Below are 24,388 nucleotides of genomic sequence, written 5' to 3' on the forward strand. Positions count from 1 at the left end.
CCGCAGGAATCCTGCGGGCCAGTGCGTTTCTTACAACGGGTAGTTGTCGCGGCGTTTAGCGGGCCGCGGCCCGGACGCTTGCGTACTCCTCGCGGGAGACCGGAGTGGCGTCCGGTGATCCCAGCTCGTTGAGCGGAATCCGGTGCGTCTCCCTGGCCGACCAGGCCGCAATTGCCCCGATAACTGTGATGCCGAAGCAGATGGACCCGACGGTGAGGGGAACGTTTGCCGAACCCGGGGGAGCGACCACCGCGAAGAGGCTCGGCAGGAAGGACGTGATCAGGAGCCCGATGTTCTGCGAGATGGCGAACCCGGTAACCCGAGTCCGGGAGGGGAAGAGCTCCTGGAAGAAGCTGGCGAAGGTGGCGTTCCAGACCTGGTACAGCGTGCCCCACATCAGGATGGCCAGGACGATGGTCAGCGGCACATTGTTTTGGCTGACCGCATACAGGTACCCGTAGGCCAGCGCACCGGAGCCCAGCGAGCCGACGATCATCAGCGGCCGCCGTCCGAAGCGGTCCGACAGGTCCCCGAACCAGGGGATAAGGGCCAGCGCGACGACGTTGGCAAGCACCGGGATCCAGAGGTAAACAGTGGTGCTCATGCCGATGCCGTAACCCGGCTGCGTGGCGTAGGCTGCGCCGAAGACGGCCACGGTGACGCCCACGACGTTGACCAGCGTCATGCAGACCGCCCGCACGACGTTCAGCCCACTTTCCCGCAGCACCTGGACCACCGGCATCTTGGGAACGTCCCGGTGCGCCTTCTCCTCCACAAAGACGGGCGTCTCCTCGACCCGGCGGCGGATGATGTAACCGGCGAACACCACCAGGGCGCTGAGGAGGAACGGGATGCGCCAGCCCCAGGCGTGGAAGTCCTCAGCGGACAGCACGGCTGAGAGCGGAAGGAAGACGGCGGCGGCGATGATCTGTCCGGCCTGGGTGCCCTGGAGGGCGAAGCTTGCATAGAAGCCGCGGCGGCCAAACGGTGCATGTTCCACAATCATGGCGCTGGCCCCGCTCAGCTCCCCGGCCACGGCGAATCCCTGGATGAGGCGAAGGACCAGCAGCAGGGCCGGGGCCAGGATGCCAACCTGCTCGTAGGTAGGTAGCAGGGCGACCGCGAAGGTTGAGACGCCCATCAGCAGCATGGCCAGGACCAGGACGTTCTTGCGGCCGTGCTTGTCGCCCCACTGGCCGAGGACGAATGCTCCGATCGGGCGGGCGATGTATCCCACTGCGTAGGTGCCGAGCGAGGCGATCAGCGCGACGGTCGGGTTTCCGGCGGGGAAGAAGATGGTGGGAAACACCAGGGCGGCGGCCTGGGCGTAGATGAACCAGTCGTAGTACTCAAGGGCGCTGCCCACCCAGCCGCTGGCGGCAGCCTTCCTGGTGCTGCTCGACCGGCGCGAGCCGGACTGTTGCGGTTCAGCCGAAGTCCGCAGCTTGTGTGTGTCGCTCTTCATGTCGTCCTCCTTTGGACAATGGTGTGCTCCGCCGTATCAACCCCGTCGCTGGGTGTCGGATCAGGCGGGAAGGTCGCGCTCGCGTCGCCAAAGCCGCTGCGGTGCGCAGGCATTTTTGTATGGGCGCCACACCGTGGAAACGGCTTGGAATGCGCTTTCCCGTCTCTCAAAGATAAGGTGGTGCCGGTCACATGTCAAACGTCGTCGGCGTGGTGGCAGGCGGGGCGTCCGCGGGGAATGGCCTGAACCTAACTGGCGTTCGCAGGCGATGAGCCTTTGCGCGGGCGGCTATCCTGCCCGGAGGCGGCGGAGGCCGCTGCGGGTCCTGCGCCACAGCACCGATGCGGCGTGTCCCACCCAGGACGCCGCCCGGCCCATGACGCCGAAAGGCCATCTGGCCACGGATCCCCAGCGGAAGAGGACCGACGGCGGCAGCCAGTCGGCGCGGAGCCGGCCGACTATACCGGCATTGCGGCGCAGCGCCTGCCGCACTTGGCCGATGTGTTCGACCGCGGCTTCCTCCGGAAGGCCGTGGCGCGTTCCGTCCTGGCCCACGGGCCGGCCGTACTGGTGCCGTTCGTAGGCATCCGTCAGGACCGTCACGGCATGGACAGTCTGGGCATGGAAAGTTCGGGCGTCGTGCCCTGGTCCGCTGCCGGTATCTGGTGCGCCGCCGGGGTTTGATTCGGTCCGGAGACCCATGGCCGGGGAGCCGCGCAGCCGGGCCGAGAATGTCCGCGGAGTCTCGCTAGGCACAGAACGCACGCCGTAGTCAGTGGCCAGGTCCTTGAGCTCCGACCAGACGAGCGGCGGCTCGGCCAGCCGGTTCCTGCCGGTGCCCGTTCCCCTCAGGCGCCTTGCCCGGATGCCACCGCGCACCATGCGGGGTGAGGCGGCCAGGAGGACCAGCAGCAGAACCCCGGCGGCGGTGTAGAGAGCGGGCGCCAACTGGTTCCCGGCGTCGGCGGTTCCGCTCCCCGGAAGGGGGAGGGGGGCCGGTGCCGGCGCCGACGACGGTGCTGTGGCGCCATTGCTCGGCACTAGGCCGTCATTATTCTGTTCGTTGGTGCTGCCTCCGCCGGACGTCGAGGAGTCCTGCGCATAGGGCGGCACTACGCCCCGTGAGGGAGTGGGCTCGAACGGAACCCAGCCGAGGCCCTGGAAGTACAGCTCGGGCCAGGCATGGGCGTCGCGGGCGTCGACTTCGTACTCCGGGAGCGCTCCCTGGCCGGCGACGGACACCGTGGCGCCGGTCTGCCTGCCCGGCGCGTAGCCGACTGCGATCCTGCTCGGGATGCCTTCAAGCCGGGCCATCACAGCCATGGCGGAGGCGAAGTGGATGCAATAGCCGCTCTTCTGGGTCAGGAAATCCGCCAGGACCGACAACCCGTTTCCGTCATACCCGCCCTGGACGGGTGACTCCAGGGAATAGGTGAAGTCCGGGCCGCGCAGGAACCTCTGGATCGCCATCGCCTTGGCATAGGCTGAGCGGCTGTCCGCGGTGACGGACTCGGCGGTGGTCCGGACGATGTCCGGAACATTCGACGGCGGCCGGATGAACTCCTCCGGCACGCCCTGGACGGGAGCGGAGGACGCATCCAGCAGCTCCGTGGTCAGCTTCGGCACCGAGGACTGCACCACATACTGCTGGTCCCGGGAGTTGGTGTCGGTGCCTTTGATGCTCAGGGTCGCAGGGTCCCAGCTCCACCGCCCGGTCAGCCCGTTGACGGATTCGGGGGCGTACGGGGCGGGAAGGTAAGGGCTGGTGAAATCCCCCGTGTTGACCACCGTCACCTGCCGGGTCTGTTCGGGTGCCAGGATCTCGTGTCCCGCGTCCATCCGTCCGGTGCCTGCCCGGCGGTTCGCGTTGCGGTCGTCCGGGGACCAGGACTCGCCGTCGAAGCGGTCCACCGTGACGGAGCGCAAGTAGAGCGGTGTAGTGGAGTTGGTGGCGTAGGTGATCCTGCCCTCGCCCGTCGGGGTGCGCAGGCTGTTGCCGAGGCTGATCATGGGGTTCAGTCCTGTGGCTGTGCCCCAGGGGTTCAGCCGGGAGCCCTGGGGGAACGTGCCCTGGTCGAAGCCGGGAACCACAAGCTGCAGCACCAGTGTGACCACCAGCGCCACGCCGCCGGTCAGGGCTGCGCGCCTGACCTGGCCAGGGTTGCGGGCCGTGTCCGCCTGCGTCCGGGCATCGGGGGCAAACCACTGGCTGCACGCGAGGATCACCAGGTAGCCGGCCGCCGTCGTCACGAATCCCAGCCATCCGACGCTCTGCGGTTTGATCATGGCCGGAACAACCAGCACCGCCAGCAGGCCAAGTCCGCTCGTGGCCGGCATGCCCAAGGGGAGGGCAAGCGCATCCACGAGGATGACGACGAGTCCGAGCGCGGCGCATGTCACCAGGACGATGCCGGCATTGGGTGCTACCGGCGAGCTCTCCGCGAGCACTGTTTCGCTGGCCCGGCGGAGGTGCCTGCCCAGCGCGTCGAAGGTGGCCTGCGAAGGTAGGAAGCCCGCTATGCTGTCGCGCCGGAAGAACGTGAACGTCAGGATGAGGGCCAGGGAGGCAAGGCCGCCCGCGGCCACCAGCAAGGGCTGGGCCCGGAACGTGCGGAGCAGGGCCATAGTCAGCGAGACCACCACCACCGTGGTCAGGACAGGCAGGAACCATGCCCAGCCCCTCAGGACCCCGTTGAGGGACAGTGACGCGCCGCAGACGGACAACGCCACTGCGCCGGACATGACCCAAGGAAAACCACCGGCCCCGAACCTTCCGCTGCCGGGGGAGTCCGGAACGGGCTGCGGCTGGACTTCGGCCTCCGCCTGCCGTTGTGGCGTCAGCGTCATCGCCCCACCTCCGCCCCGCGGCGGACGTCCGCCGCAGCCGTCCACATGGCGGCGTCGCCCTCGTCGAAATACATCCAGGCGGCCGGCAGCGAGGTGGAGGCCTCGACGGCAACAGCGCGCCAGCCGCCCGCTCGCAGGGCCTCGAGCACGTCGTGGCACTCAGCGGGTTTGTCCGTAATCACCACGGCAAACGCGTTGGCGGCGTAGCCGGCTGCGGGGGCGAGGGCCCGCGCCTCCGCGAGTGAAATCTTCCCCAGCAGCGCCAGGAGCGGGCCGCGCATCCGGTGGGCGGCGAGTTTGTCCATGAGCCGGTCATCAAAGACGGACTGGGCCGGATCGGCACTTCCTGCATGTTCGCGGCGGGCGGTGTCGTGTTCCCTGCGCGGGTGGTGCGGGCCGGTCAGCTGGATCGCCGCCAGGCTTTCGGCGATGGACTGGAGGCCGGCCGCGCCGCTGTACTCTTCGTTGTCAGGCTCAGGGGCCGACGACGAACGGTGGAAGGCAGGCTCGCCCGCCGCGTCCAAGAACCGCAAGGAGTAATTGAGTTCGGCAAGGTGGGCGCCCACGGACATGGCCGCCGTGACAGCCCACTCAAAGGTGTCGCTGGTGACGAGGTCGCTTCCGTCGTCGCCTTGGCTGCCGAACACGGAGCCGTAGCCCGAGGAGTGGCCCACGAACCGGTGGTCCAGGATGACCGTGGCCTCGGGGGTGGTGACCGATTCCTCCTGCCGGACCATCAGGGCGCCGTGCCGGGCGGTGGCCGGCCAGTGCACCCGGCGCATCGGATCGCCGTGCCGGTACTCGCGTGTCATGACGTCGTCGTCGCTGGGATTGGCCCTGGTCCGGGTGGCCGTGATGCCGTCGTTGCCGCGCGCGCCGGCAAGGCCCGTGGACGGGAGTTCGACGGCGGCCGGCGTCACGGTGAGGGTGTCGCCGTCGTCGATCGAATGCCGGTGCAGTGACAGCCCGAACGGATCCGTAAACTCGGCGGTGACGGGGCCGATGGTGAACTGTCCGCGCTTTCCCGACCGCAGGTGGTACTCATAGCGGCTGGTGCCGCCCGAGGCGGACCTGGCGGGGAAGCGGAAGGCCGGGGATTCACCGAACCGTGGCGGCAACCGCTCCTCCATGATGACCCGGCCTGTGCCCAGCCCGGTCCGGGCGACGGCAAGCCGGACCGTGGTGACCGAGTCTGTCTCGACCGTGGAAGGGCTGAACTCCCGGTACACCCGGAACCGCGGTTTGACGACCCTGATGCCGGCCAGTGAAACGAGCGGCAGGACAAGCAGCAGGACGCCGAGGGCAAGAAGGTCGCGGCGGCCCATGACTTGGGCGCCGAGCAGCGAGACGGCGCCGGCCGCCAGGAGTCCCCAGCCCCGGGAGCTGAAGAGATGTCGTGGGAGGCTGTCCAGCAGTGCCACGGTGATGGTCCTGACTAACGGCTAGGGCGGAGTTCGGGTGCGGTCCGCCCGGAGTTTGCCGTGTCCGTCATCTCCTGGCTGACGGGGATCCGGGCAAGCACGCCGCGGATCACGCCCTGCGGGGTCTCGCCAGTGCTGGCGGCTTTGCGGTCCAGGATGATCCGGTGCGCCAGCACCGCCTCGGCAACGGCGACGACGTCATCCGGCAGCACGAAATCCCGGCCATCCAGCGCCGCCGTCGCCTTCGCTGCCCGGAGCAGCTGCAGCAGGGAGCGCGGGCTCGCGCCCAGGCGCAGCATGGCGCTGTCCCTCGTCGCCCGGCCGACGGCCACGGTGTACTCCTTAACGGCTTCGGAGACGAACACCTGTTGGACTGTGGCGATCATTGCAGCCACATCCGCTGCCGTGACGACCGCCTTCACCCGGGCAAGCGGCGACGTGGCCTGGTGGGTCTCGAGCATCTCGATCTCAGAGTCCTTGTCCGGGTATCCCATGGAAATCCGGGCCATGAAGCGGTCCCGCTGGGCCTCAGGGAGCGGATACGTCCCCTCCATCTCGATGGGGTTCTGGGTGGCCACCACCATGAACGGCTCGCCGAGCTTGTAGGAGTGTCCGTCCACCGTGACCTGGTGCTCCTCCATGCATTCGAGCAGGGCAGACTGCGTCTTGGCGGAGGCCCGGTTGATCTCGTCGCCAATGACGATGTTCGCGAACACGGCGCCAGGGCGGAATTCGAACTGGCGCGAGGACTGATTGTAAATGGAGACGCCGGTGACATCCGAGGGGAGCAGGTCGGGTGTGAACTGGATCCGGCTGACGGAACAGTCGATGGTGCGGGCCAGGGTCTTGGCCAGCAGCGTCTTGCCCACCCCGGGGACATCCTCCAGCAGCAGGTGGCCCTGGGCGAGCAGGACCGTCAGCGCCAGCTTTGCAGCCTCGGCCTTGCCGTCGATGACCGTATTGATGGCCGAGAGGATGCGTTCGCTCGCGGCGCGGAAGGCCGGAGCTTCCAGGGGAACAGACTTGTGGCCGTTATAGGGGTTGACGCCGCGCGCAGTACTTCCACTGAAGCCCTGTCCGCCGGGAAGTGCTTCGTCGATTGTGATGCGTCGGTGCGGTTCCATCGGCAACCTTTCAGCCCAGAGTGAAGCGGAACGAAGCGGCGGAGGCCTGCCGTTGCCCTCGTTGGGCGCTCACATCCGTCAATACCAGCGTACTAACACAACTGCCGTGGCTAACAGAGAGTTCCCTGTAAATCTCCCGGTAATCCCAAGCGTAATCTCCGGGTGGTGCCAGGCGGAAAGAGGCAGGGTGATGCCAGGCGGGAAAGGCGCAACCGGGCGGTGGGAAAGGCGCACCGGGCGGTGGGAAAGGCGCAATCGGCTGGCCGCTAGGCTGGAGGAATGCGGCATTCCCTAACTCCCCGGCCCTACCGGGCGCCCGGCAGCGACGGTTCCGGCAAGCGCGGGTTCCCACCGGCACCCGAACCGTTGCCCGTTCCCGTGATGGACAACCACACGCACCTGGACTTCCCGACTGATGATGTCCGGGTGGACATCGCGGCAGCCCTCGATGCAGCCGAAGCGGTGGGTGTCTGTGGCGCCGTGCAGGTGGGCTGCGACCTCGAATCCTCAAGGTTTACCCTGCGCGCCGTTGACCTGGATCCGCGCCTTTTGGGGGCCGTGGCCCTCCATCCGAATGACGCGCCGGGCTATGCGGTTCGCGGTGAGCTTGAGGACGCCCTGGCGGAGATCGAGGAGCTCGCCGGCCACCCCCGGGTACGCGCCATTGGCGAAACCGGCCTGGATTTCTTCCGCACGGAAGGGGAGGGGCTGGCGCATCAGCGTTACTCCTTCCGCCGGCACATCGACATCGCGAAGCGGCTGGACCGGACCCTGCAGATCCATGACCGCGACGCGCACCAGGACGTGGTCCAGGTCCTGCGCGAGGAAGGCACCCCCGAACGGGTGGTTTTCCACTGCTTTTCCGGGGACGGGGAGCTCGCCCGGATCTGCAACGACGAAGGATGGTTCATGTCCTTCGCGGGGACACTCACCTTCAAGAACGCCACCAACCTCAGGGCTGCGCTCGCCGTGGCGGATCCGGAGCTGGTGCTGGTTGAAACCGACTCGCCGTTCCTTACTCCGCACCCACACCGCGGCCGCCCCAACGCGAGTTACATGGTGCCGTACACCGTGCGGGCGATGGCGGAATTGACAGAAACGGACCTGGCCGAGCTGTGCGGCCAAGTGAGTGCAAATACGGTGCGGGCGTACGGATCCTGGGAGTGAACCACGGCGGGAACTGAGCCGTAATATGCATACCTGGTAGGCATGTATTTTGGAGGGTTTATAACGCTTCGGTTACAGTGAAAAACTATTAGCCGGGGTCGGGGAAGGCCTCCGGATGATGTAACTCACTTTCGTGACCGGCAGGGCGCCCTTGGATGCCCTGCCATGTGAGTGTGGCGACGCACAAGCCTGCGGCGTGCTCCGGCCTGTCCGGAGCCCACCATCTCGGTGACAGCCGCGGATCCCCCTGTGCGTTTTTCCCCGTGCCCGGATGGCTCAAAAGTTACGGGCAATCGTGGTCAACTTCTTCTCGTCAGACGGCAAGTTCAGTTTTATCAAGGTCGGCACGCAACTGGTGGTGCTCTCGGCCCTCGTACTGGGGCTCGTTGCCTTTGTGGGCAGCAACAAGACAGTCACCCTGAACGTCGACGGGAAAGTTAGCTCCGTCCAGACCTTCGGCGGCACCGTCGGACAGGTGGTGAAGAGCGCGAATGTGGAGCTGCACCCGGCCGACCGCGTGTCTCCCGCGTTGGACTCCAGTGTTGCGAACGGCTCCGTCATCAACGTGAACATGGCGAAGGCCGTGAAGGTCAGCCTGGACGGTGCAGAAAAGACGGTTAGCACCACGGCGCAGGACGTGGCGGGGCTCGTGACCCAGCTCGGCGTTGCCAGTGCCTCTGAGCTCTCCGTGCCGAAGGACGCGCAGCTGGCCGTGGACGGTTCGTTCGTGGCCATCTCGACGCCGAAGACCCTCAGCATCATTGCCGACGGCAAGGCCAAGAAAACGACCACCACAGCCGCCAACGTCGGTGAGGTCCTCAAGGATGCCGGAATCCGGCTCGCCGCCGCGGACCGGACGTCGCAGCCGGCACACGCCCCTGTGGTCAACAACATGGTGATCAAGGTGTCCCGCGTTGCCGGCAAGACCACTACCGTCACCGAAAAGGTCGCGTTCGAGACGCTCACCGCGGACAGCGCCACCCTCCCCAAGGGTGAGGAGAAGGTCACCCAGGCCGGCGTGCCCGGTGAGACCACCCTCACCTATAAACTCGTCTTGGTCGATGGCCGTGAAGCCTCCCGGACGCTCGTCTCCAAGACCACCACCCGCGAGCCGGTAACCGAAAAGATCACGGTCGGCACCAAGGAAGAGCCCAAGCCGGCAGCCGCCGCCGCCGAGGCCGAAAGCGGGAACACCGGGGCAGCGGCCCCCGCAATGATGAACGTGGCCATGTGGGACAAGATTGCGCAGTGTGAATCGGGCGGCAACTGGTCCATCAACAGCGGCAACGGATACTACGGCGGCCTGCAGTTCGACGTCCAGACCTGGATTGGCTCCGGCGGGGGCGCCTACGCTCCGAACGCCAGCCAGGCTACCAAGGCACAGCAGATCGACATCGCCAACCGTGTCTATGCCGACCGCGGCCTTCAGCCGTGGGGCTGCGGCTGGGCAGCCAGCAGCTAGCGGCCGGCAGCAACCGCTGGCGCAAGTAAAGCCTCGCCGCTGCGGCAGCTGACCACAGCCGCGGCGGCCGCGAAGGCCGGGTCCGGAACCTCGGGCCCGGCCTTCGCCGTCCCCGTGCACATATGGCCCCTTGCCATATGCGGCGCCGGGATAGGATACCTAGGTGACTGACCCGACCCCCTCCGCCTCCGGCACTGCGCCCGCTCCACTGTTCGGTGCCTCCGATATCCGCAGGCTGGCCGGGGAGGTCGGCGTCCGCCCCACCAAGACGCTCGGCCAGAACTTCGTCATCGACGGCAACACCATCCGCAGGATCGTGGCCACCGCCGGCATCGGACCCGACGAGACGGTCCTCGAAATCGGACCCGGGCTGGGGTCGCTGACGCTGGGGCTCCTTGACGCCGCCAAGGCGGTGGTCGCCGTCGAAATTGACCCCGTCCTGGCTGCGAAGCTCCCGGAGACCATCCGGCAGTGGCGGCCCGACTCCGCCGATGATTTCCACCTGGTCCTCGCCGACGCCATGAAGGTGACCGAGCTGCCGGCCGAGCCCGCAGCGCTCGTCGCCAACCTGCCGTACAACGTCGCGGTGCCGGTGGTGCTTCACCTGCTGCAGCACTTCCCGTCGATCCGCCACGGACTCGTCATGGTTCAGGACGAAGTCGCTGACCGGCTGGCTGCTGGACCCGGAAGCAAAATTTACGGCGTGCCCTCGGTCAAGGCCGCCTGGTACAGCAGCATGCGCAAGGCCGGCGTCATCGGCATGAACGTCTTCTGGCCCGCGCCCAAAATCCAGTCCGGGCTCGTGGCGTTCACCCGGCGTGAACCCCCGGCCACCACCGCCCGCCGCGAGGAGGTCTTTGCCGTCATTGATGCTGCGTTTGCGCAGCGCCGCAAGACGCTCCGTGCAGCCCTGGCCGGGTGGGCCGGCAGCGCCGCCGAAGCGGAACGCTGCCTGGTAGCGGCCGGCGTCGACCCCACCGCGCGGGGCGAAGTGATCGACATCGCCGCGTTCGCGAGGATCGCCGAAGCCCGCGCGGCCGCGGACGCCTGATGGCGCTCCAGGGCGTGCGGGGGCGCTTCGCGGCACGGACCGTCCGGGTCAAGGCTCCGGGAAAAGTGAACGTCTCGCTGGATGTCGGGCCGCTGCGGCCGGACGGCTACCACTCCGTGGCCAGCGTCTACCTTGCTGTGTCGCTGTACGAGGAAGTTGCGGCCACCAGCACAACATCCGAGGGCATCACGGTCAGCATCAGCCCGGACAGCACGCTGGACCTCGACGGGGTGGACATCCCGCTCGACGAACGGAACCTCGCCTACAAGGCAGCCGCCATCATGGCCGATGTGTCGGAACACTCCACCGGGGTACATCTTGAAATCACCAAGCGGGTGCCCGTGGCAGGCGGTATGGGCGGCGGTTCCGCGGATGCTGCCGCCACACTCCTGGCCTGCGACGCGCTGTGGAACAGCGGCCTGTCCCGGGACGAACTCGCCCAGCTCGCCGCCGAGCTCGGAGCGGACGTTCCGTTCGCCCTGCTGGGCGGCACGGCCGTGGGGCTGGGCGTGGGTGATGAGCTGTCGCCCGCGCTGGCAAAGGCCCAGACGGACTGGGTGCTGGTGACGGCCGAGTTCGGGCTTTCCACGCCGGAGGTGTTCCGCACCCTGGACCGGCTCCGCGATGCCGAGGGCGTGGACGGCGACGAGCCCACGGCTGTGGACCCCAAGATCCTGCAGGCCCTGCGCAGTGGCGACGCCGATGCCCTGAGCCGGGTTCTGCTCAACGACCTCCAGCGGGCGTCCATCGAACTCGCCCCCGGGCTCCGGGACACACTGGGCCTGGGCGAGTCCTGCGGAGCCATTGCCGGGATCGTTTCCGGCTCCGGGCCCACCGTGGCCCTGCTGGCGCACAATCCAGAAGCGGCGGAGAACCTCGCCGGGGAGCTGCAGCACAAGGGGCTCAACGCACTGGCCGTCCACGGCCCCGTGCCCGGCGCGCGCATCATCTCCGATACGCTCCTTTAATACCTTCCAACCAATACATCAGAAAGCAGTTCCCCGTGGCACACCTGCTCGGCGGCGAGAACCTCACAGTCTCGTACGCAACCCGCACCGTTCTTGACGGCATCACCCTTGGACTCGAAGAGGGTGACCGGATCGGGATGGTCGGCAGGAACGGCGACGGCAAGTCAACGCTGATGCGGCTGCTGGCGCTGCGGTCCACCCCTGATTCGGGCCGCGTGACCAAGCGCAGCGAGGTCAACATCGGATACCTGGACCAGAGTGATGTACTCGACGGCGACCTGACGGTTGGTGCCGCCATCGTCGGCGACCAGGCTGACTACGAGTGGGCGCGCAATCCGCAGATCCGCGAGGTCATGGGCGGACTGGTGTCCGACGTTGACTGGCACGCCAATGTGCACGCACTCTCCGGTGGCCAGAAACGGCGCGTGGCCCTGGCAAAGCTGCTGATCGAAGACCATGACGTGATCATGCTCGACGAGCCCACGAACCACCTCGATGTCGAAGGCGTCGCCTGGCTGTCCCGGCACCTGAAGACCCGGTGGCGGGCCAACCAGGGCGCGTTCCTCGTGGTTACCCACGACCGCTGGTTCCTCGACGAAGTCTGCAACAAGACCTGGGAAATCCACGACGGCATCATGGACCCGTTCGAAGGCGGCTACGCGGCCTACGTCCTGGCCCGGGCCGAACGCGACCGCGCCGCGTCGGTGATGGAAGGCAAGCGCCAGCAGCTCGTCAAGAAGGAACTCGCCTGGCTGCGCCGAGGCGCCCCCGCCCGCACTGCAAAGCCCAAGTTCCGGATCGAGGCAGCCAATGCCCTGATCGCCGACGTCCCGGAGCCGCGCGACTCGATGGCGCTGAGCAAGATGGCCACGGCACGCCAGGGCAAGGATGTGCTCGACCTCGAGCACGTTTCCCTGGACTTCCTGGGTGGCGACGCAGGGCAGAAGCTTTTCGACAACATCACCCTTCGCCTCGCACCGGGCGAGCGGCTGGGGCTGGTCGGTGTCAACGGCGCCGGCAAGACCACGCTCCTGAAACTCCTCAACGGCGAAATCCAGCCCACCTCCGGCAAGGTCAAGCGCGGCAAGACGGTTGTCACCGCCGTACTGACCCAGGAGGTCAAGGAGCTCGACGACGTCCAGGACCTCCGCGTCATCGAAGTGATCGAACGCGAAAAGCGGTCCTTCAATGTTGGCGGCAAGGAATTCAGCGCCGGTCAGCTCGTGGAACAGCTGGGCTTCACCAACGAGAAGCAGTGGACCCCGGTCAAGGACCTCTCAGGTGGCGAACGCCGACGGCTCCAGCTGCTGCGCCTCCTGGTGGGTGAGCCGAACGTGCTCATGCTCGACGAACCCACCAACGACCTCGACACGGACACCCTGGCCGCCGTCGAAGACGTCCTGGACGGCTGGCCGGGCACGCTGGTTGTGGTCAGCCACGACCGCTACCTGCTGGAGCGCGTCACGGACCACCAGATGGCTTTGCTGGGTGACGGCAAGATCCGCGCCCTGCCCCGCGGCGTGGACCAGTACCTCGAACTGCGCGAAGGCACCCTGGCCGGCTCCACCATCACCGGCGGCGGCAACCCCGTCACCGGTGCCAGCGGCAGTTCGGCGCCGGCCGCCACCTCCGGCGCGTCCGAAGCCGAGAAGCGCGACGCCCGCAAGGCCAAAAACCGCATCGACCGCCAGCTGGGCAAGCTGACGCAGCAGGAAGACAAGATCCACGCCCAGATGGTCAAGAGCACAGCCGACAACGACTTCGACGCCATGGCCGAGCTGAACAAGAAGCTGAAGGCCCTGGCCGAAGACCGCGAAGCCCTGGAACTCGAGTGGCTCGAGGCCCTGGAAGTCCTCGGCGAGTAGGCGGTTCCGAGTTTTTGTACAGATATTGGGCGCTAAGGGGCTCGGAAGTCCCATTATCTGTACAAAAACTCCACCAGGTGCGGAGCAGGGCGGAACCCAGACGACGGTCTGCCGGACTATGCCTCGCTGCGGAGTTCCGGGTCCTTTTTGAGGCCGGTCAGGCCGTTCCAGGCCAGGTTGACGAGGTGTGCGGCGACGGCCCGTTTGTCGGGCTGGCGGGCGTCCTGCCACCACTGACCCGTCATCGCCACCATGCCCACGAGCATCTGCGCGTACATGGCGCCGTCGGCTGCGCTGAACCCGCGGCGGGCGAATTCATCGGACAGGATGTATTCAACGCGCGCGGTCACGTGTGAAAGCAGCGTGGAGAAGGCGCCTTCGGGCTGGGACGGGGGAGCGTCGCGCATGAGGATGCGGAAGCCGTCGGTGCGTTCCTCGATGTAGGTGAGCAGGGCCAGGGCAGCGCGCTCCACGAGGACCCTCGGCTTGGCCTCCTGGGTGAGTGCGTCATTGATGGCGGCGAGCAGGATCCTGAACTCGTACTCGACGACCTGCGTGTACAGGCCTTCCTTCGAGCCGAAGTGCTCGTAGATCACGGGCTTGGAAACGCCGGCAGCGGCCGCAATCTCCTCGATGGTGGTGCCGTCCAGCCCCCGCATCGCGAAAAGGGCCCGCCCTACTTCGACGAGCTGGGACCGCCGCTGGGGTCCGGTCATCCGCGACCGGGGGATGCGGCCAGCGGCTGCGTCGGGCCTAGCTGGCAGGTTCCCCGGACCGTCAGTTGTCCCTGTGCTGTTGCTCACGGTCCAATCATGCCTTATGTCAAGCGGCGGGCAGGGGCGGCGGCGGGTCCCGGCGCGGTGCCCCGACCGTCGCCGGCGCACCGGATGAGCCGCGGTCGCACGAGCGTCAACGTTCGTGGCAGAATTGGTTCTCGTGCCCGGGCTTAGCTCCGGGCATGGTCCGCCCTGGTGTAATGGCAGCACCCCGGCCTTTGGAGCCGTGGAGTATAGGTTCGAATCCTATGGGCGGAACAGCTGCATCAGAGGCGTCCAGTAGGATGAACCCTGTTGCCGGTTCCGGGCACGGGCCCGGACACCGCCGCGCGGGCAGCCGCGGATGCAGCACAGCGCAACCGAGCAAGGAGAGCCCGTACGTGAGCCCCGAGAAGTCCGGCCCAGCCGCCGTTATCGTCCTAGCTGCAGGTGCCGGTACCCGGATGAAATCCCGTACCCCGAAAATCCTCCACGAAATCGGCGGCCGCTCCATGGTGGGCCACGCCCTGCTCGCCGCCCGCAGCATCAGCCCCGAGCGCCTGGCCCTCGTGGTCCGGCATGAGCGGGACCGCGTTGCAGCCCACCTCAGGGAACTTGATCCCGACGCCGTGATCGTGGACCAGGACGAGGTCCCCGGCACCGGACGCGCCGTCGAAGTTGCCCTCGAAGCCCTGGACGCCAAGGAGCCTGTGGCTGGAACCGTCGTAGTCACCTACGGCGATGTCCCGCTGCTGACCGGCGAAATGCTCGCCGAACTCGTGTCCACGCACGAGCGCGAGGGCAACGCGGTCACGGTGCTCACCGCGATCCTGGACGACGCCACCGGCTACGGCCGCATTCTCCGGGGCGAAGACGGCACGGTCACGGGCATCCGCGAACACAAGGACGCCACCGACGCCGAGCGTGCGATCCGCGAGATCAACTCCGGCATCTACGCCTTTGACGCCGTTGTCCTCCGGGACGCCCTCGGCCACGTCACCACCGACAACTCGCAGGGTGAAAAGTACCTGACCGATGTCCTCGGGCTGGCCCGCGAGGCAGGCGGCCGCGTGGCCGCCGTCGTCACGGCCGACCGCTGGCAGGTGGAAGGCGCCAACGACCGCGTCCAGCTGGCCGCCCTCGGCGCGGAGCACAACCGCCGGATCGTGGAAGCATGGATGCGCGCCGGTGTTACCGTCGTTGACCCCGCCACCACCTGGATCGACTCCACGGTGACCTTGGCGGAGGACGTCCGGATCCTGCCCAACACCCAGCTGCACGGCGCCACCACGGTGGCGCGGGACGCCGTCGTCGGCCCCGACTCCACACTGACGGATGTCAGTATCGGTGAGGGCGCCAAGGTAACCCGGACCCACGGATCCGGCGCGGAGATCGGCGCGGGCGCCAGCGTTGGCCCCTTCACCTACCTGCGCCCGGGAACGGTCCTGGGCGAGACAGGCAAGATCGGCGCCTTCTACGAAACCAAGAACGTCAGGATCGGCCGCGGCTCCAAGCTGTCCCACCTGGGCTACGCCGGGGACGCAGAGATTGGCGAGGACACGAACATCGGCTGCGGCAACATCACCGCGAACTACGACGGCGAGAAGAAGCACCGCACGGTGATCGGCTCGGGCGTGCGCACCGGCTCCAACACAGTATTCGTCGCTCCGGTCACGGTGGGGGACGGTGCCTACAGCGGCGCCGGAGCCGTGATCCGCAAGGACGTGCCCGCAGGTGCCCTGGCGCTGTCCATGGCAGCACAGCGCAACGCCGAGGGCTGGGTCGCGGCCAACCGCCCCGGCTCGCTGTCTGCGGAACTGGCAGAAGCCGCCGCGGCCCGCGAAGGCCGCAATGAGACCTCAAATTCCCCCGCATCTACAGAAGAGGGCTAGCAACCATGACCGAAATTACGGCTCACGGCGAGAAGAAACTGGTGCTCGCCGCAGGGCGTGCACACCCGGAGCTTGCCCGGGAGATCGCCAAGGAGCTGGGCACGGAACTGCTGCCTGTGGACGCCTACGACTTCGCCAACGGCGAGATCTACGTCCGCGCCGGGGAGAGCGTCCGCGGAACCGATGCCTTCGTCATCCAGGCGCACCCCGCGCCGCTGAACAACTGGCTCATGGAACAGCTGATCATGATCGATTCGCTGAAGCGTGCCTCCGCCAAGCGGATCACCGTTGTTTCGCCGTTTTACCCGTACTCGCGCCAGGACAAGAAGGGCCGCGGCCGCGAGCCGATCTCCGCCCGTCTTGTGGCCGACATGTACAAGACGGCCGGCGCCGACCGCATCATGAGCGTGGACCTGCACACCTCGCAGATCCAGGGCTTTTTCGACGGTCCGGTGGACCACCTCATGGCCATCCCGCTGCTGGCGGACTACATCCGTACCCGGGTCAGCGCCGACAACATCACCGTGGTCTCACCCGACACCGGCCGCGTGCGTGTGGCCGAGCAGTGGGCCGAGCGCCTCGGTGGCGCTCCGCTGGCATTCGTCCACAAGAGCCGCGACCTGACCGTGCCCAACCAGGCCGTGTCCAAGACCGTGGTAGGCCAGATCGAGGGCCGCACCTGCGTGCTGATCGACGACATGATCGACACCGGCGGAACCATCTCCGGCGCCGTGCAGGTGCTCAAGAACGCCGGCGCTAAGGATGTCATCATCGCCGCCACGCACGCGGTGTTCTCCGACCCCGCCGGCAGGCGCCTCTCCGAGTCCGGAGCCCGCGAAGTAGTTGTCACCAACACGCTGCCCATCCCCGCTGACAAGCGCTTCCCCGAGCTCACCGTCCTGTCCATCGCGCCGCTCATCGCCCGGGCCATCCGTGAAGTGTTCGACGACGGTTCGGTCACCAGCCTGTTCGACGGCAACGCGTAAGGCCGCTGTTTGAGCTGGGCCCACGCTCAGTGGGCTTGTGGGGACCAACCCCGGTTTCGACAAGCTCAACCACCGGGGCCCGGCCCGTTTTCAGTAAACAGGCCGGGCGCTGGTAAGCTTTGTCCCGATACCTTGGCGAGGGAGAGCACCGGAAATCCGTATGCGCGGAACACCGGATTGCTGGTCTCCGTTATCGACTGGGTCTGAATCACCCTTCTGGTGGGGCCGCCTTCGGGCCGCCCAGCGTTGAAGGTCACTCCAGACCTCCGCCCTTGCTGAAACAATAATTGCTACCAGGAGATTCATATGTCTGAGCAGAAGCTCGCAGCAGAAGCCCGCACCGAATTCGGCAAGGGCTTCGCCCGCCGCGCCCGCATGGCCGGTCAGATCCCCGCCGTGATCTACGGCCACGGCGCAGAGCCCATCCACATCACCCTCCCCGCCAAGGCCACCACCCTGGCCGTGCGCACCGCGAACGCCCTGCTGTCCCTCGACCTCAACGGCGAGGGCCACCTGGCCCTGGTCAAGGACATCCAGCGCGACCCGATCAAGCAGATCATCGAGCACATCGACCTCCTGACCGTCCGCCAGGGCGAGACGGTGACCGTGGACGTTCCCGTTCACCTCGTCGGCGAGCTGGCTCCGGGCAACGCCTACAACCAGGAAATGACCGTCATCTCCCTCGAAGCTGAGGCAACCCACCTGCCCACAGCCATCGAAGTCGACATCGAAGGCCGTTCCGCCGGCCAGCACATCCACGCCTCCGACCTCGTGCTGCCCAAGGGCTCGGTCCTGCTGGCCGACGCAGAGGCGTTGGTCGTCAACATCTCCGAGGCCACAGCAACGGCCGCAGAGGGCGAAGCCGAGGAGGGCGCCGCGGCAGCGGCTCCGGCCGAAGCAGCTGCTGCCGAGTAATTCGGCACAAGACCTTCCCGCGCCACACAGGGCGTGGACCGGTGGCCGGGTCCTTTTCGGGCCCGGCCACTGCCGTCCCTGCCTGCCCCGCATGCATGCAAAACCCCCGCCTTAGGATTGATTCATGACTGACACTTGGCTGATCGTAGGCCTTGGCAACCCCGGACCCGAGTACAGCGGCAACCGGCACAACGTCGGCCAGATGGTGCTGGACGGACTGGCCGGGCGCATCGGTGGGAAGTTCAAGGCGCACAAGGCCAGGGCCCTGGTCCTGGAAGGCCGGCTGGGTATTGGCGGTCCCCGGGTGGTACTGGCGAAGCCGGGCACGTACATGAACGTCTCCGGCGGCCCGGTGTCGGCTCTGGCCAGGTTTTACGACGTCGAGCCGTCCCGCGTGGTGGCCGTCCATGACGAGATCGACATTCCCTTCAATACTGTGAAGCTGAAGATCGGCGGCGGCGAGGGAGGGCACAACGGTCTCCGGGACATCTCCAAGGCCCTCGCCACCAAGGACTACCTCCGCGTCCGGGTGGGAGTCGGACGGCCGCCGGGCCGGATGGACACCGCCGACTACGTGCTCCGGGATTTCGGCACTGCGGAAAAGAAGGAACTGCCCTTCCTGCTCGATGACGCCGCAGATGCCGTCGAGCTCCTGGTCAGGGAGGGCCTGACGGCCGCGCAGCAGCAGTTCCACACCGCCAAGGTCTAGCGCCCTCCGCCTCGGTGTTTCCTCCCCACCGCACGAACCCTCAAGGTCGCATCAAGGTCTGCGAAATGTGAACGCAGTGCCCTGTATCCCTGCAAAGTAACGGGGTAGTCTACTTTCTAAGCGGGGGAGGCGATGGAGCCTTTATCCTGCCGGGCGGGATGTAAGGAAAAAGTTCATGTCAATTGAGCCACTGAGCTGGGGACGTGGGTCTACGGCGGGCGTGCTTGCGGGACCGGCGGGCGTCGCGGGCGGAACGGACCTCCAACGATGGTCGGTTCCGGCGCGCAGCGCAGACCTTGAAGCCATCCGCACTGCCCTGACAGATCCCGAGTCCCTGGGCGTAGTTATCACAGGTGCCCGCGGTGTGGGGAAATCCTCGCTGGCGCGCACCGCCGTGGCTGAGCTGGGTCCCGACACCTGGGCGCTTCAGCTGCGCAGCCCCCTGACCGGCTCACAAACCTCGTACGGCTGCCTCGCCTTCCTCCTGGCCAGGCTTCCGCAGTCGGCGCTGGCTTCCCCGACCGCTATCCTCCAGGGCATCACCTCCCTGATCCGGTCTGACGCCGCCGGCCGGGATTGCGTCATCACCCTGGATACAACAGGCCAGATCGATGACATGAGTGCCGGCGTCATCCTGAACATCATGCTGACGCACACCGCCCGCGTCATCGCCATCGCCCCCAGCACCAGCGACCTTCCGGCGGACTTCCACTGGCTGCTCACCGACCGGCGGCTGACGGAAGTCCGGCTGGACAACCTCAACGAACTCCAGACCCGGCAGGTGCTGCTGACGCTGCTGGGCCACCGGGTCTCGGCCTCGCTCGTGAGCACCTACCACGCCATCGTGGGCGGCAATCCGCTCCTGCTCAAGGCGCTCGTCACCGAGCAGCGGCAGTCGGGAAACCTCGTCCTGTCGGATTCTGTCTGGACCCTGCGGGACAGGGTGGTGCTCGACGGCGCCACCGGTCTGGATGACATTGTCCGGTCCCGCTGGTCCCGGGAAGAACCGGAAACCCGCGAGGTCATCGAAATGCTTGCCTGTGCGCGGCGTGTCCCTCTGGCAAGGCTGACCGAAGTTTACGGCACCGACACCGTGGCCGACATGGAGGACGCCGGGCTGCTCACGGTCGGCGTCACAGGGGACCGCTGGGTCTCCCTGCGGGAGCAGTACCTTGGGGACGTGGTGCGGTCCTGGCTGAGCATCTCCCGCCGTCGTGAACTCCGGACCCTGTTGCTGGGCGGCCACGAACCCGAGTTGTCCGTGCTGAGCATGGAGGAGCGCATAGAGTTCGCCGCCTGGACCAGGGAATGCCAGGCCGAACTGAGCCCCGCGATGGCGGTGGCGGCCGCTGAGGCGGCGGTGCAGCTCTTTGACCCGCGGTTCGCGATCTCCTGCGTTGAAGGCATCAAGAAAACGGATGACGTCTGGGTCGAAGCACAGCTGCACAAGGCAACCGCCTACCTGCTGCTCGACCTGCCGGTGCAGGCCATGGCCGCGCTGGAGGATATTTCCCGGGTACAGCTGGACGCGCTCGAGCAGGAGGCCTTCGCCCGGGTCGTGGCAGCCAAGACCCGGGTCATGGTCTGGCTGCCGGAGCTGTGCGACAACGTGCCGGACGAGCTGGCAGCTGCCCGCAAGCGGCTGGACGTTGCCACCGCAGTGGCATCCAGCTGGCCCGATCCGTTTGGCACGGCCGCCAACGTCATCACGCTGGCCGAATTCGAATACAAATCGTTCATCGGCGACTACGCCTCCATGGTCGGAAAGCTGGAGGAAGCCATCGACCCCGAGGTCAACAAGGACCCCGGCTTCAGGATCCAGGCGGCGCTGATCCTGATGCACGCCTTGTCGGCGGTCGGCCGGGAAATGGACGCCCTCCAGCTGATGCGCCGCGTGGGAGGACAGCTTTCGGACGCAGAGCCGCTGACCGGACTGCGGGAGCGGTTCGCCATGACGGCGTTCAACGTGCTGCTGCAGGCCGGCCAGTGGAAGCGGTGCCTGGAACTCGTCGGCCCGCCCAAGGGACAGGAGGAGCGCCGGCTGGCCTACCGGACGTCTGCCACGGAACTGGCCGCCGGCATCGCCTACCTTTTTTCCGGCCGCGGCGCGGTGGCCCTGGATTCACTGCTCTCCGCTGTCGCCCAGCTTGAGCTCCGCCCTGTACTGAACATGCTGCAGGCCGCCTACGCCGCCACCGCCTTCGCCTACGCCCAGATCGGCAACGCCGGGCAGGCGCACAAGTATCTCGACAAGCTCCGCGGGGTGCGCGGGCACTGCAACTTCGGCACCATGTTCATCACCGAGTTCTGCGCGGACATGGCCGGACGTTGGCTGGGCGACACCGACGCCGTGAAACGTCTGCTCAAGGCAGCACACCGCGACATCGATGCGGGCCGGTACACGCTGGCGGGCATCAGCCTGCTCGGAGCGACCGTGAACGGGACGGATGAGGACTTCCGCCTGATGGAGGAGGTGGCGGGCCACCGCCAGGGGACCCTCTCCGAGATCTCACGCCTCATCGCCGTAGGCACCCGCACCAAGGACGCCAAGGTTCTTTTGGAAGGCGCGCACCTGTGCGCGGAACTGGAACTCGACGCCGTGGAGGCCCGGTGCGTTGCGCTGGCCGTCGACTTTGCCCGCCACTCCGGCGATTCCGCCTCCGCCCGTGTTGCCCAGGCCCGTCTGGACAGCCTCACCGCCACGGTGCCCAGCCTTCCGATCGTTCCCAGCAGCGGAAGCCCGCTCCTTACCGCCCGGGAACGCCAGATCTCCCGGCTGGCCGGAAGGGGCGTCTCCAACCGGGACATCGCCCTGGAGATGGGCGTATCAGTCCGAACGGTGGAGGGCCACCTCTACCAGGTCTTCACCAAGCTTGGCGTGACATCCAGAGGTGATCTGCCTGGCCTCGTCTAACAGCTCCCCAGCACACAGCGCTTCGTTCAACACTTCGTCCCACGACGTCGCGTCCAATGGCCGGGGCGCTAAACCGGAATCCGAACTCCGGCAGCTAACCGGCCGCCGTGAGGTGATAGAGCATGTCTGCACCGTCATCCGCAGCCGTGCCAGCCAGGCGGTCTACCTGATGGCAGGCCACGGTATCGGAAAGACATCCGTGACTGACGCCGTGCGGGAGAAATTGGCGGCAGAGATGACCGTGCTCCGCATCCACGGCAGCTCCTCGCTGGCGAAGGTCCCCTACGGTGTGCTGGCGCCCTACACCTCCGGGCTCGCCCCCGAGGAAGCCGACTCCCCGGTGGCGGTGCTACGGGCCGTCTGGGCCCACTTCCAGGAGCTGAAGGGAATCAGCGACCTCAACGGCCGCACCGACGCCCCCGTGCTCCTGGTGGTGGACGACGCCCACCACCTCGATGACGCCACGGCCAGCATGGTGGTGGACATGACCTCGGCCGGCTGGGCGACCGTGCTGGCAGCCGGGCGGCCGCGGCCGGGGCTGCCCCAGGCCCTGAACCAGCTCTGGTATGACGGCCTCGCCGAACGCATCGATCTCCGACCGCTCAGCGGCGAGCAGGTCAGGGAGGTAGTGGAACACACCCTCCAGGGGACGGTTCCCGTCAGCACCGTCCAGTCGCTGTGGTCTGCTTCGGGCGGCAACCCGCTGCTCCTCGATTGCCTGCTGAGTGATGCAACAGCCGCCGGAACCCTGGTCCAGCGGAACGGAATCTGGGTGCTGCTCGGACCGTTGCCGGCTGACGGACCCAGGCTTTCGGATCTCGTGGTGAAGGATCTCCTCCGGAGAACGCCGGAGGAGCAGGATGCGCTCAAGGTGATCGCTTTGGCCGAGCCGGTGCCCAGGCGCCTGATCGAGGACGTCTGTGGCGCCGGCGTCGTGCGTTCCCTGCTGGATAACCAGGTGGTGAGCGAATCCGCCGCAACGCATACCGAGCTGCGGCTCACCCATGCCATCCTGGGCGAATCAACGCGGCGCCAGGTGTCCGTCTCGCGGAGCCTGCAGTTGCGGCAGAAGCTTGATGCCCATCTGGATCCCGCCGCCGCAAGTGCCGAAGGCAGGCTGCGGCTGGTCGAATGGTCGCTGGAATGCGGCATGGAGGTGCCCGACCGGGAGCTGCTGGACGCGGGGCTGCTGGCCGCGACGACGTTCAACAACGCCGGCGCCCGGCTCATGGCCGGTCATGTGCGGACACCGGAGCTGCAGGCCCATGCGCTCTCAATCACCGCGCGGGCCAACTTCAATGAGGGGAAGTACCGCGAGGCCGCCGAACTCCTTGACGACTGCTGGCTCGATCTGGCGGGGGATGCGGAAGCTCCGCAGGTCCTCATGCTGAGGGCGTCATCCCACATGGCGCTGGGCAAGTCCGTGCCGTCGCTCAGGGCTGAATCACGCCACCAGCTGGCGGAGGCCGGGATCGCCCCGGACGATGCCTGGCAGGACAGGATCCACGGGCTGCTGGAGATGGCGGCCACCGGGGATCACGAAGGCATTAACGCTGTCATCACGGCGCTGGGGACCACGGACCCGGACACTGCGTCGGGCGTCGAGGCGACACAGCACGCCGTGGCGCAGGCCCTACTTGCCCAGACGCTGGTCGCCGCCGGCAGGTCACACCAGGCCCACGCCGCCGCGGCGGCCGCCGGCCCTTTCCTGCCCGCGCTCAGCGGCGGCCTGTACTTCTTCAACGAGTTTGTCCTGACGCGGCTGGCCATCAGCACCCTCGCTGCCGGCAACTGGGAGTCGGCCGAACATGAGCTGTCCGGTTATCCGGCGGAGCGCACCGAGGGTGCTTCGACCTTCGGCGGCGGGATCCAGGCATTGCGCGGCCTGGGACTGCTGCGGCAGGGGCAGCTGGAGCGCGCCTACCAGGTCCTCCTTCCTGCCGTTGAGGCACTCCGGGTCAATGACCCGCTGCAGGAGTTCAGGTTCGGCTCGTCGCTTGCCTTCTACGCCGCAGCACGCCTGGGCGACACCGCCCAGGCGAAGCGGCTCGAACAGGACTTCATCTCAGCCAGGCACGCCAGCGGACCCGGCTGCGACGCCGTCGCGGAGGCCTATGCGGCCGCCGCGGCGGAATACCTCGACCGGAAGGGCAGCGGCCTGGACAGGCTCCGTGAGCTCGCGGGGTCCGAGGCCGTTACGGACCATCCCGGAACCAAGATGGAGTGCCTCATCCTTTGCTCGGATCTTGGCGAGCGGTCGCTGGTGCAGGAGCTCGCCGCGCTCGCCACCACCGTCGAGGGCCGGTGGGCAGCCGGCTGGCGGCAGCTGGCCCAGGCCTGGGCCTCGGAGGACGCCGACGTCCTCATGGACACAGCCGCCGCCCTGGAGGAAGCGGGCCTGCTGAACCTGGCACGCGAGGCATACGCCCGGGCCGGCGCGCTGCTGGATGCCGCAGGGGAGCGGCGACGCGCCCGCCAGGCCATCGCGCACCGGGAGAAATGCGACCAGGAGCTCGGCGAGCGGTTCCGGGAAAGCCCGTTTGTCGCCTCCGTCCCCAGCGTCCATCTGACGCGCCGCGAGCGGGACATCGTGGAGCTGGCGGTGCAGGGCCTCTCCGACCGCGAGATCGCCCAGCACCTGATGGTGTCCGTGCGGACCGTCGAGGGCCATCTGTACCGCAGCTACGTCAAGCTCGGCGTCCGCCGGCGCGACGAGCTCGCGCTCGCCCTGCCGAAGAAGTAGCGCCTCCCAAACTGATTTTTTCTGGCCCCCTCAGGGCAAGATCCGCGCGGTTGCGCGCCGGACATCACTACCTGCGGGAACCAGTAGTTGAGTACTCAGAAAAA

16 protein-coding genes and 1 tRNA gene are annotated in these 24,388 nt (G+C 67.3%); 12 read left to right on the plus strand and 5 right to left on the minus strand.

Going from position 1 to position 24,388, the window contains the following annotated elements:
• Positions 1–55 precede the first annotated feature (55 nt).
• The 4 genes from QFZ33_RS08015 to QFZ33_RS08030 all read right to left on the minus strand — a co-directional run bounded on the left by QFZ33_RS08015 (position 56) and on the right by QFZ33_RS08030 (position 6,857).
• Positions 56–1,465, minus strand: coding sequence for an MFS transporter (locus QFZ33_RS08015; RefSeq protein WP_307026398.1), 1,410 nt, complete (start codon positions 1,463–1,465; stop codon positions 56–58).
• A 288-nt stretch (positions 1,466–1,753) separates the two neighbouring features.
• Positions 1,754–4,312, minus strand: coding sequence for a transglutaminase family protein (locus QFZ33_RS08020; RefSeq protein WP_307026401.1), 2,559 nt, complete (start codon positions 4,310–4,312; stop codon positions 1,754–1,756).
• A complete protein-coding gene (locus QFZ33_RS08025; RefSeq protein WP_307026402.1) occupies positions 4,309–5,733 on the minus strand; it encodes a DUF58 domain-containing protein in 1,425 nt (474 codons plus the stop codon). Before QFZ33_RS08025 ends, QFZ33_RS08020 begins: the two co-directional genes overlap by 4 nt.
• Before the next feature lie 14 nt (positions 5,734–5,747).
• On the minus strand, positions 5,748–6,857 hold the full coding sequence (locus QFZ33_RS08030; RefSeq protein ID WP_214850182.1) for an AAA family ATPase: 1,110 nt from the start codon (positions 6,855–6,857) through the stop codon (positions 5,748–5,750).
• Between the two features lie 279 nt (positions 6,858–7,136).
• Between QFZ33_RS08030 and QFZ33_RS08035 the strand changes: the two genes are divergently transcribed.
• The 5 genes from QFZ33_RS08035 (at position 7,137) to QFZ33_RS08055 (ending at position 13,370) form a co-directional block, all read left to right on the plus strand.
• Complete coding sequence (locus tag QFZ33_RS08035) at positions 7,137–8,024, plus strand: TatD family hydrolase (protein WP_307026404.1); 888 nt, start codon at positions 7,137–7,139, stop codon at positions 8,022–8,024.
• A gap of 271 nt (positions 8,025–8,295) precedes the next feature.
• The gene (locus tag QFZ33_RS08040; protein ID WP_307026406.1) at positions 8,296–9,486 is read left to right on the plus strand and encodes a resuscitation-promoting factor; all 1,191 of its coding nucleotides are present in this window, start codon (positions 8,296–8,298) and stop codon (positions 9,484–9,486) included.
• Between the two features lie 163 nt (positions 9,487–9,649).
• Positions 9,650–10,537: a 16S rRNA (adenine(1518)-N(6)/adenine(1519)-N(6))-dimethyltransferase RsmA gene (gene rsmA / locus QFZ33_RS08045; protein ID WP_307026408.1), complete on the plus strand. Its 888-nt coding sequence runs from the start codon at positions 9,650–9,652 to the stop codon at positions 10,535–10,537.
• Positions 10,537–11,505, plus strand: coding sequence for a 4-(cytidine 5'-diphospho)-2-C-methyl-D-erythritol kinase (locus QFZ33_RS08050; protein WP_307026411.1), 969 nt, complete (start codon positions 10,537–10,539; stop codon positions 11,503–11,505). Before rsmA ends, QFZ33_RS08050 begins: the two co-directional genes overlap by 1 nt.
• Positions 11,506–11,540: 35 nt before the next feature.
• On the plus strand, positions 11,541–13,370 hold the full coding sequence (locus tag QFZ33_RS08055; RefSeq protein ID WP_307026413.1) for an ABC-F family ATP-binding cassette domain-containing protein: 1,830 nt from the start codon (positions 11,541–11,543) through the stop codon (positions 13,368–13,370).
• A gap of 116 nt (positions 13,371–13,486) precedes the next feature.
• Here QFZ33_RS08055 and QFZ33_RS08060 read toward each other — a convergent pair whose 3' ends face one another.
• Positions 13,487–14,086, minus strand: coding sequence for a TetR/AcrR family transcriptional regulator (locus QFZ33_RS08060; RefSeq protein WP_307031716.1), 600 nt, complete (start codon positions 14,084–14,086; stop codon positions 13,487–13,489).
• 246 nt (positions 14,087–14,332) lie between these two features.
• Between QFZ33_RS08060 and QFZ33_RS08065 the strand changes: the two genes are divergently transcribed.
• The 7 genes from QFZ33_RS08065 (at position 14,333) to QFZ33_RS08095 (ending at position 24,284) form a co-directional block, all read left to right on the plus strand.
• Positions 14,333–14,404: transfer RNA gene (locus tag QFZ33_RS08065), tRNA-Gln, on the plus strand.
• A 122-nt stretch (positions 14,405–14,526) separates the two neighbouring features.
• Positions 14,527–16,017 (plus strand): bifunctional UDP-N-acetylglucosamine diphosphorylase/glucosamine-1-phosphate N-acetyltransferase GlmU, encoded by a 1,491-nt coding sequence (gene glmU, locus QFZ33_RS08070; RefSeq protein WP_307026415.1) that lies wholly within the window; start codon positions 14,527–14,529, stop codon positions 16,015–16,017.
• Between the two features lie 5 nt (positions 16,018–16,022).
• Entirely contained in the window at positions 16,023–17,003 is a 981-nt protein-coding gene (locus tag QFZ33_RS08075) for a ribose-phosphate diphosphokinase (RefSeq protein WP_102970707.1), read from the plus strand.
• Between the two features lie 306 nt (positions 17,004–17,309).
• Positions 17,310–17,918 (plus strand): 50S ribosomal protein L25/general stress protein Ctc, encoded by a 609-nt coding sequence (locus QFZ33_RS08080; RefSeq protein WP_307026418.1) that lies wholly within the window; start codon positions 17,310–17,312, stop codon positions 17,916–17,918.
• Between the two features lie 124 nt (positions 17,919–18,042).
• The gene (pth, locus tag QFZ33_RS08085; protein ID WP_307026420.1) at positions 18,043–18,627 is read left to right on the plus strand and encodes an aminoacyl-tRNA hydrolase; all 585 of its coding nucleotides are present in this window, start codon (positions 18,043–18,045) and stop codon (positions 18,625–18,627) included.
• A gap of 175 nt (positions 18,628–18,802) precedes the next feature.
• Positions 18,803–21,541 (plus strand): LuxR C-terminal-related transcriptional regulator, encoded by a 2,739-nt coding sequence (locus QFZ33_RS08090; protein WP_307026422.1) that lies wholly within the window; start codon positions 18,803–18,805, stop codon positions 21,539–21,541.
• Positions 21,519–24,284, plus strand: a complete 2,766-nt coding sequence (locus QFZ33_RS08095) for a LuxR C-terminal-related transcriptional regulator (RefSeq protein ID WP_307026425.1) — start codon at positions 21,519–21,521, stop codon at positions 24,282–24,284. The genes QFZ33_RS08090 and QFZ33_RS08095 overlap by 23 nt, the downstream gene beginning before the upstream one ends.
• Positions 24,285–24,388: the final 104 nt, after the last annotated feature.

The organism is Arthrobacter globiformis (assembly GCF_030815865.1).
Lineage (GTDB): Bacteria > Actinomycetota > Actinomycetes > Actinomycetales > Micrococcaceae > Arthrobacter > Arthrobacter globiformis_B.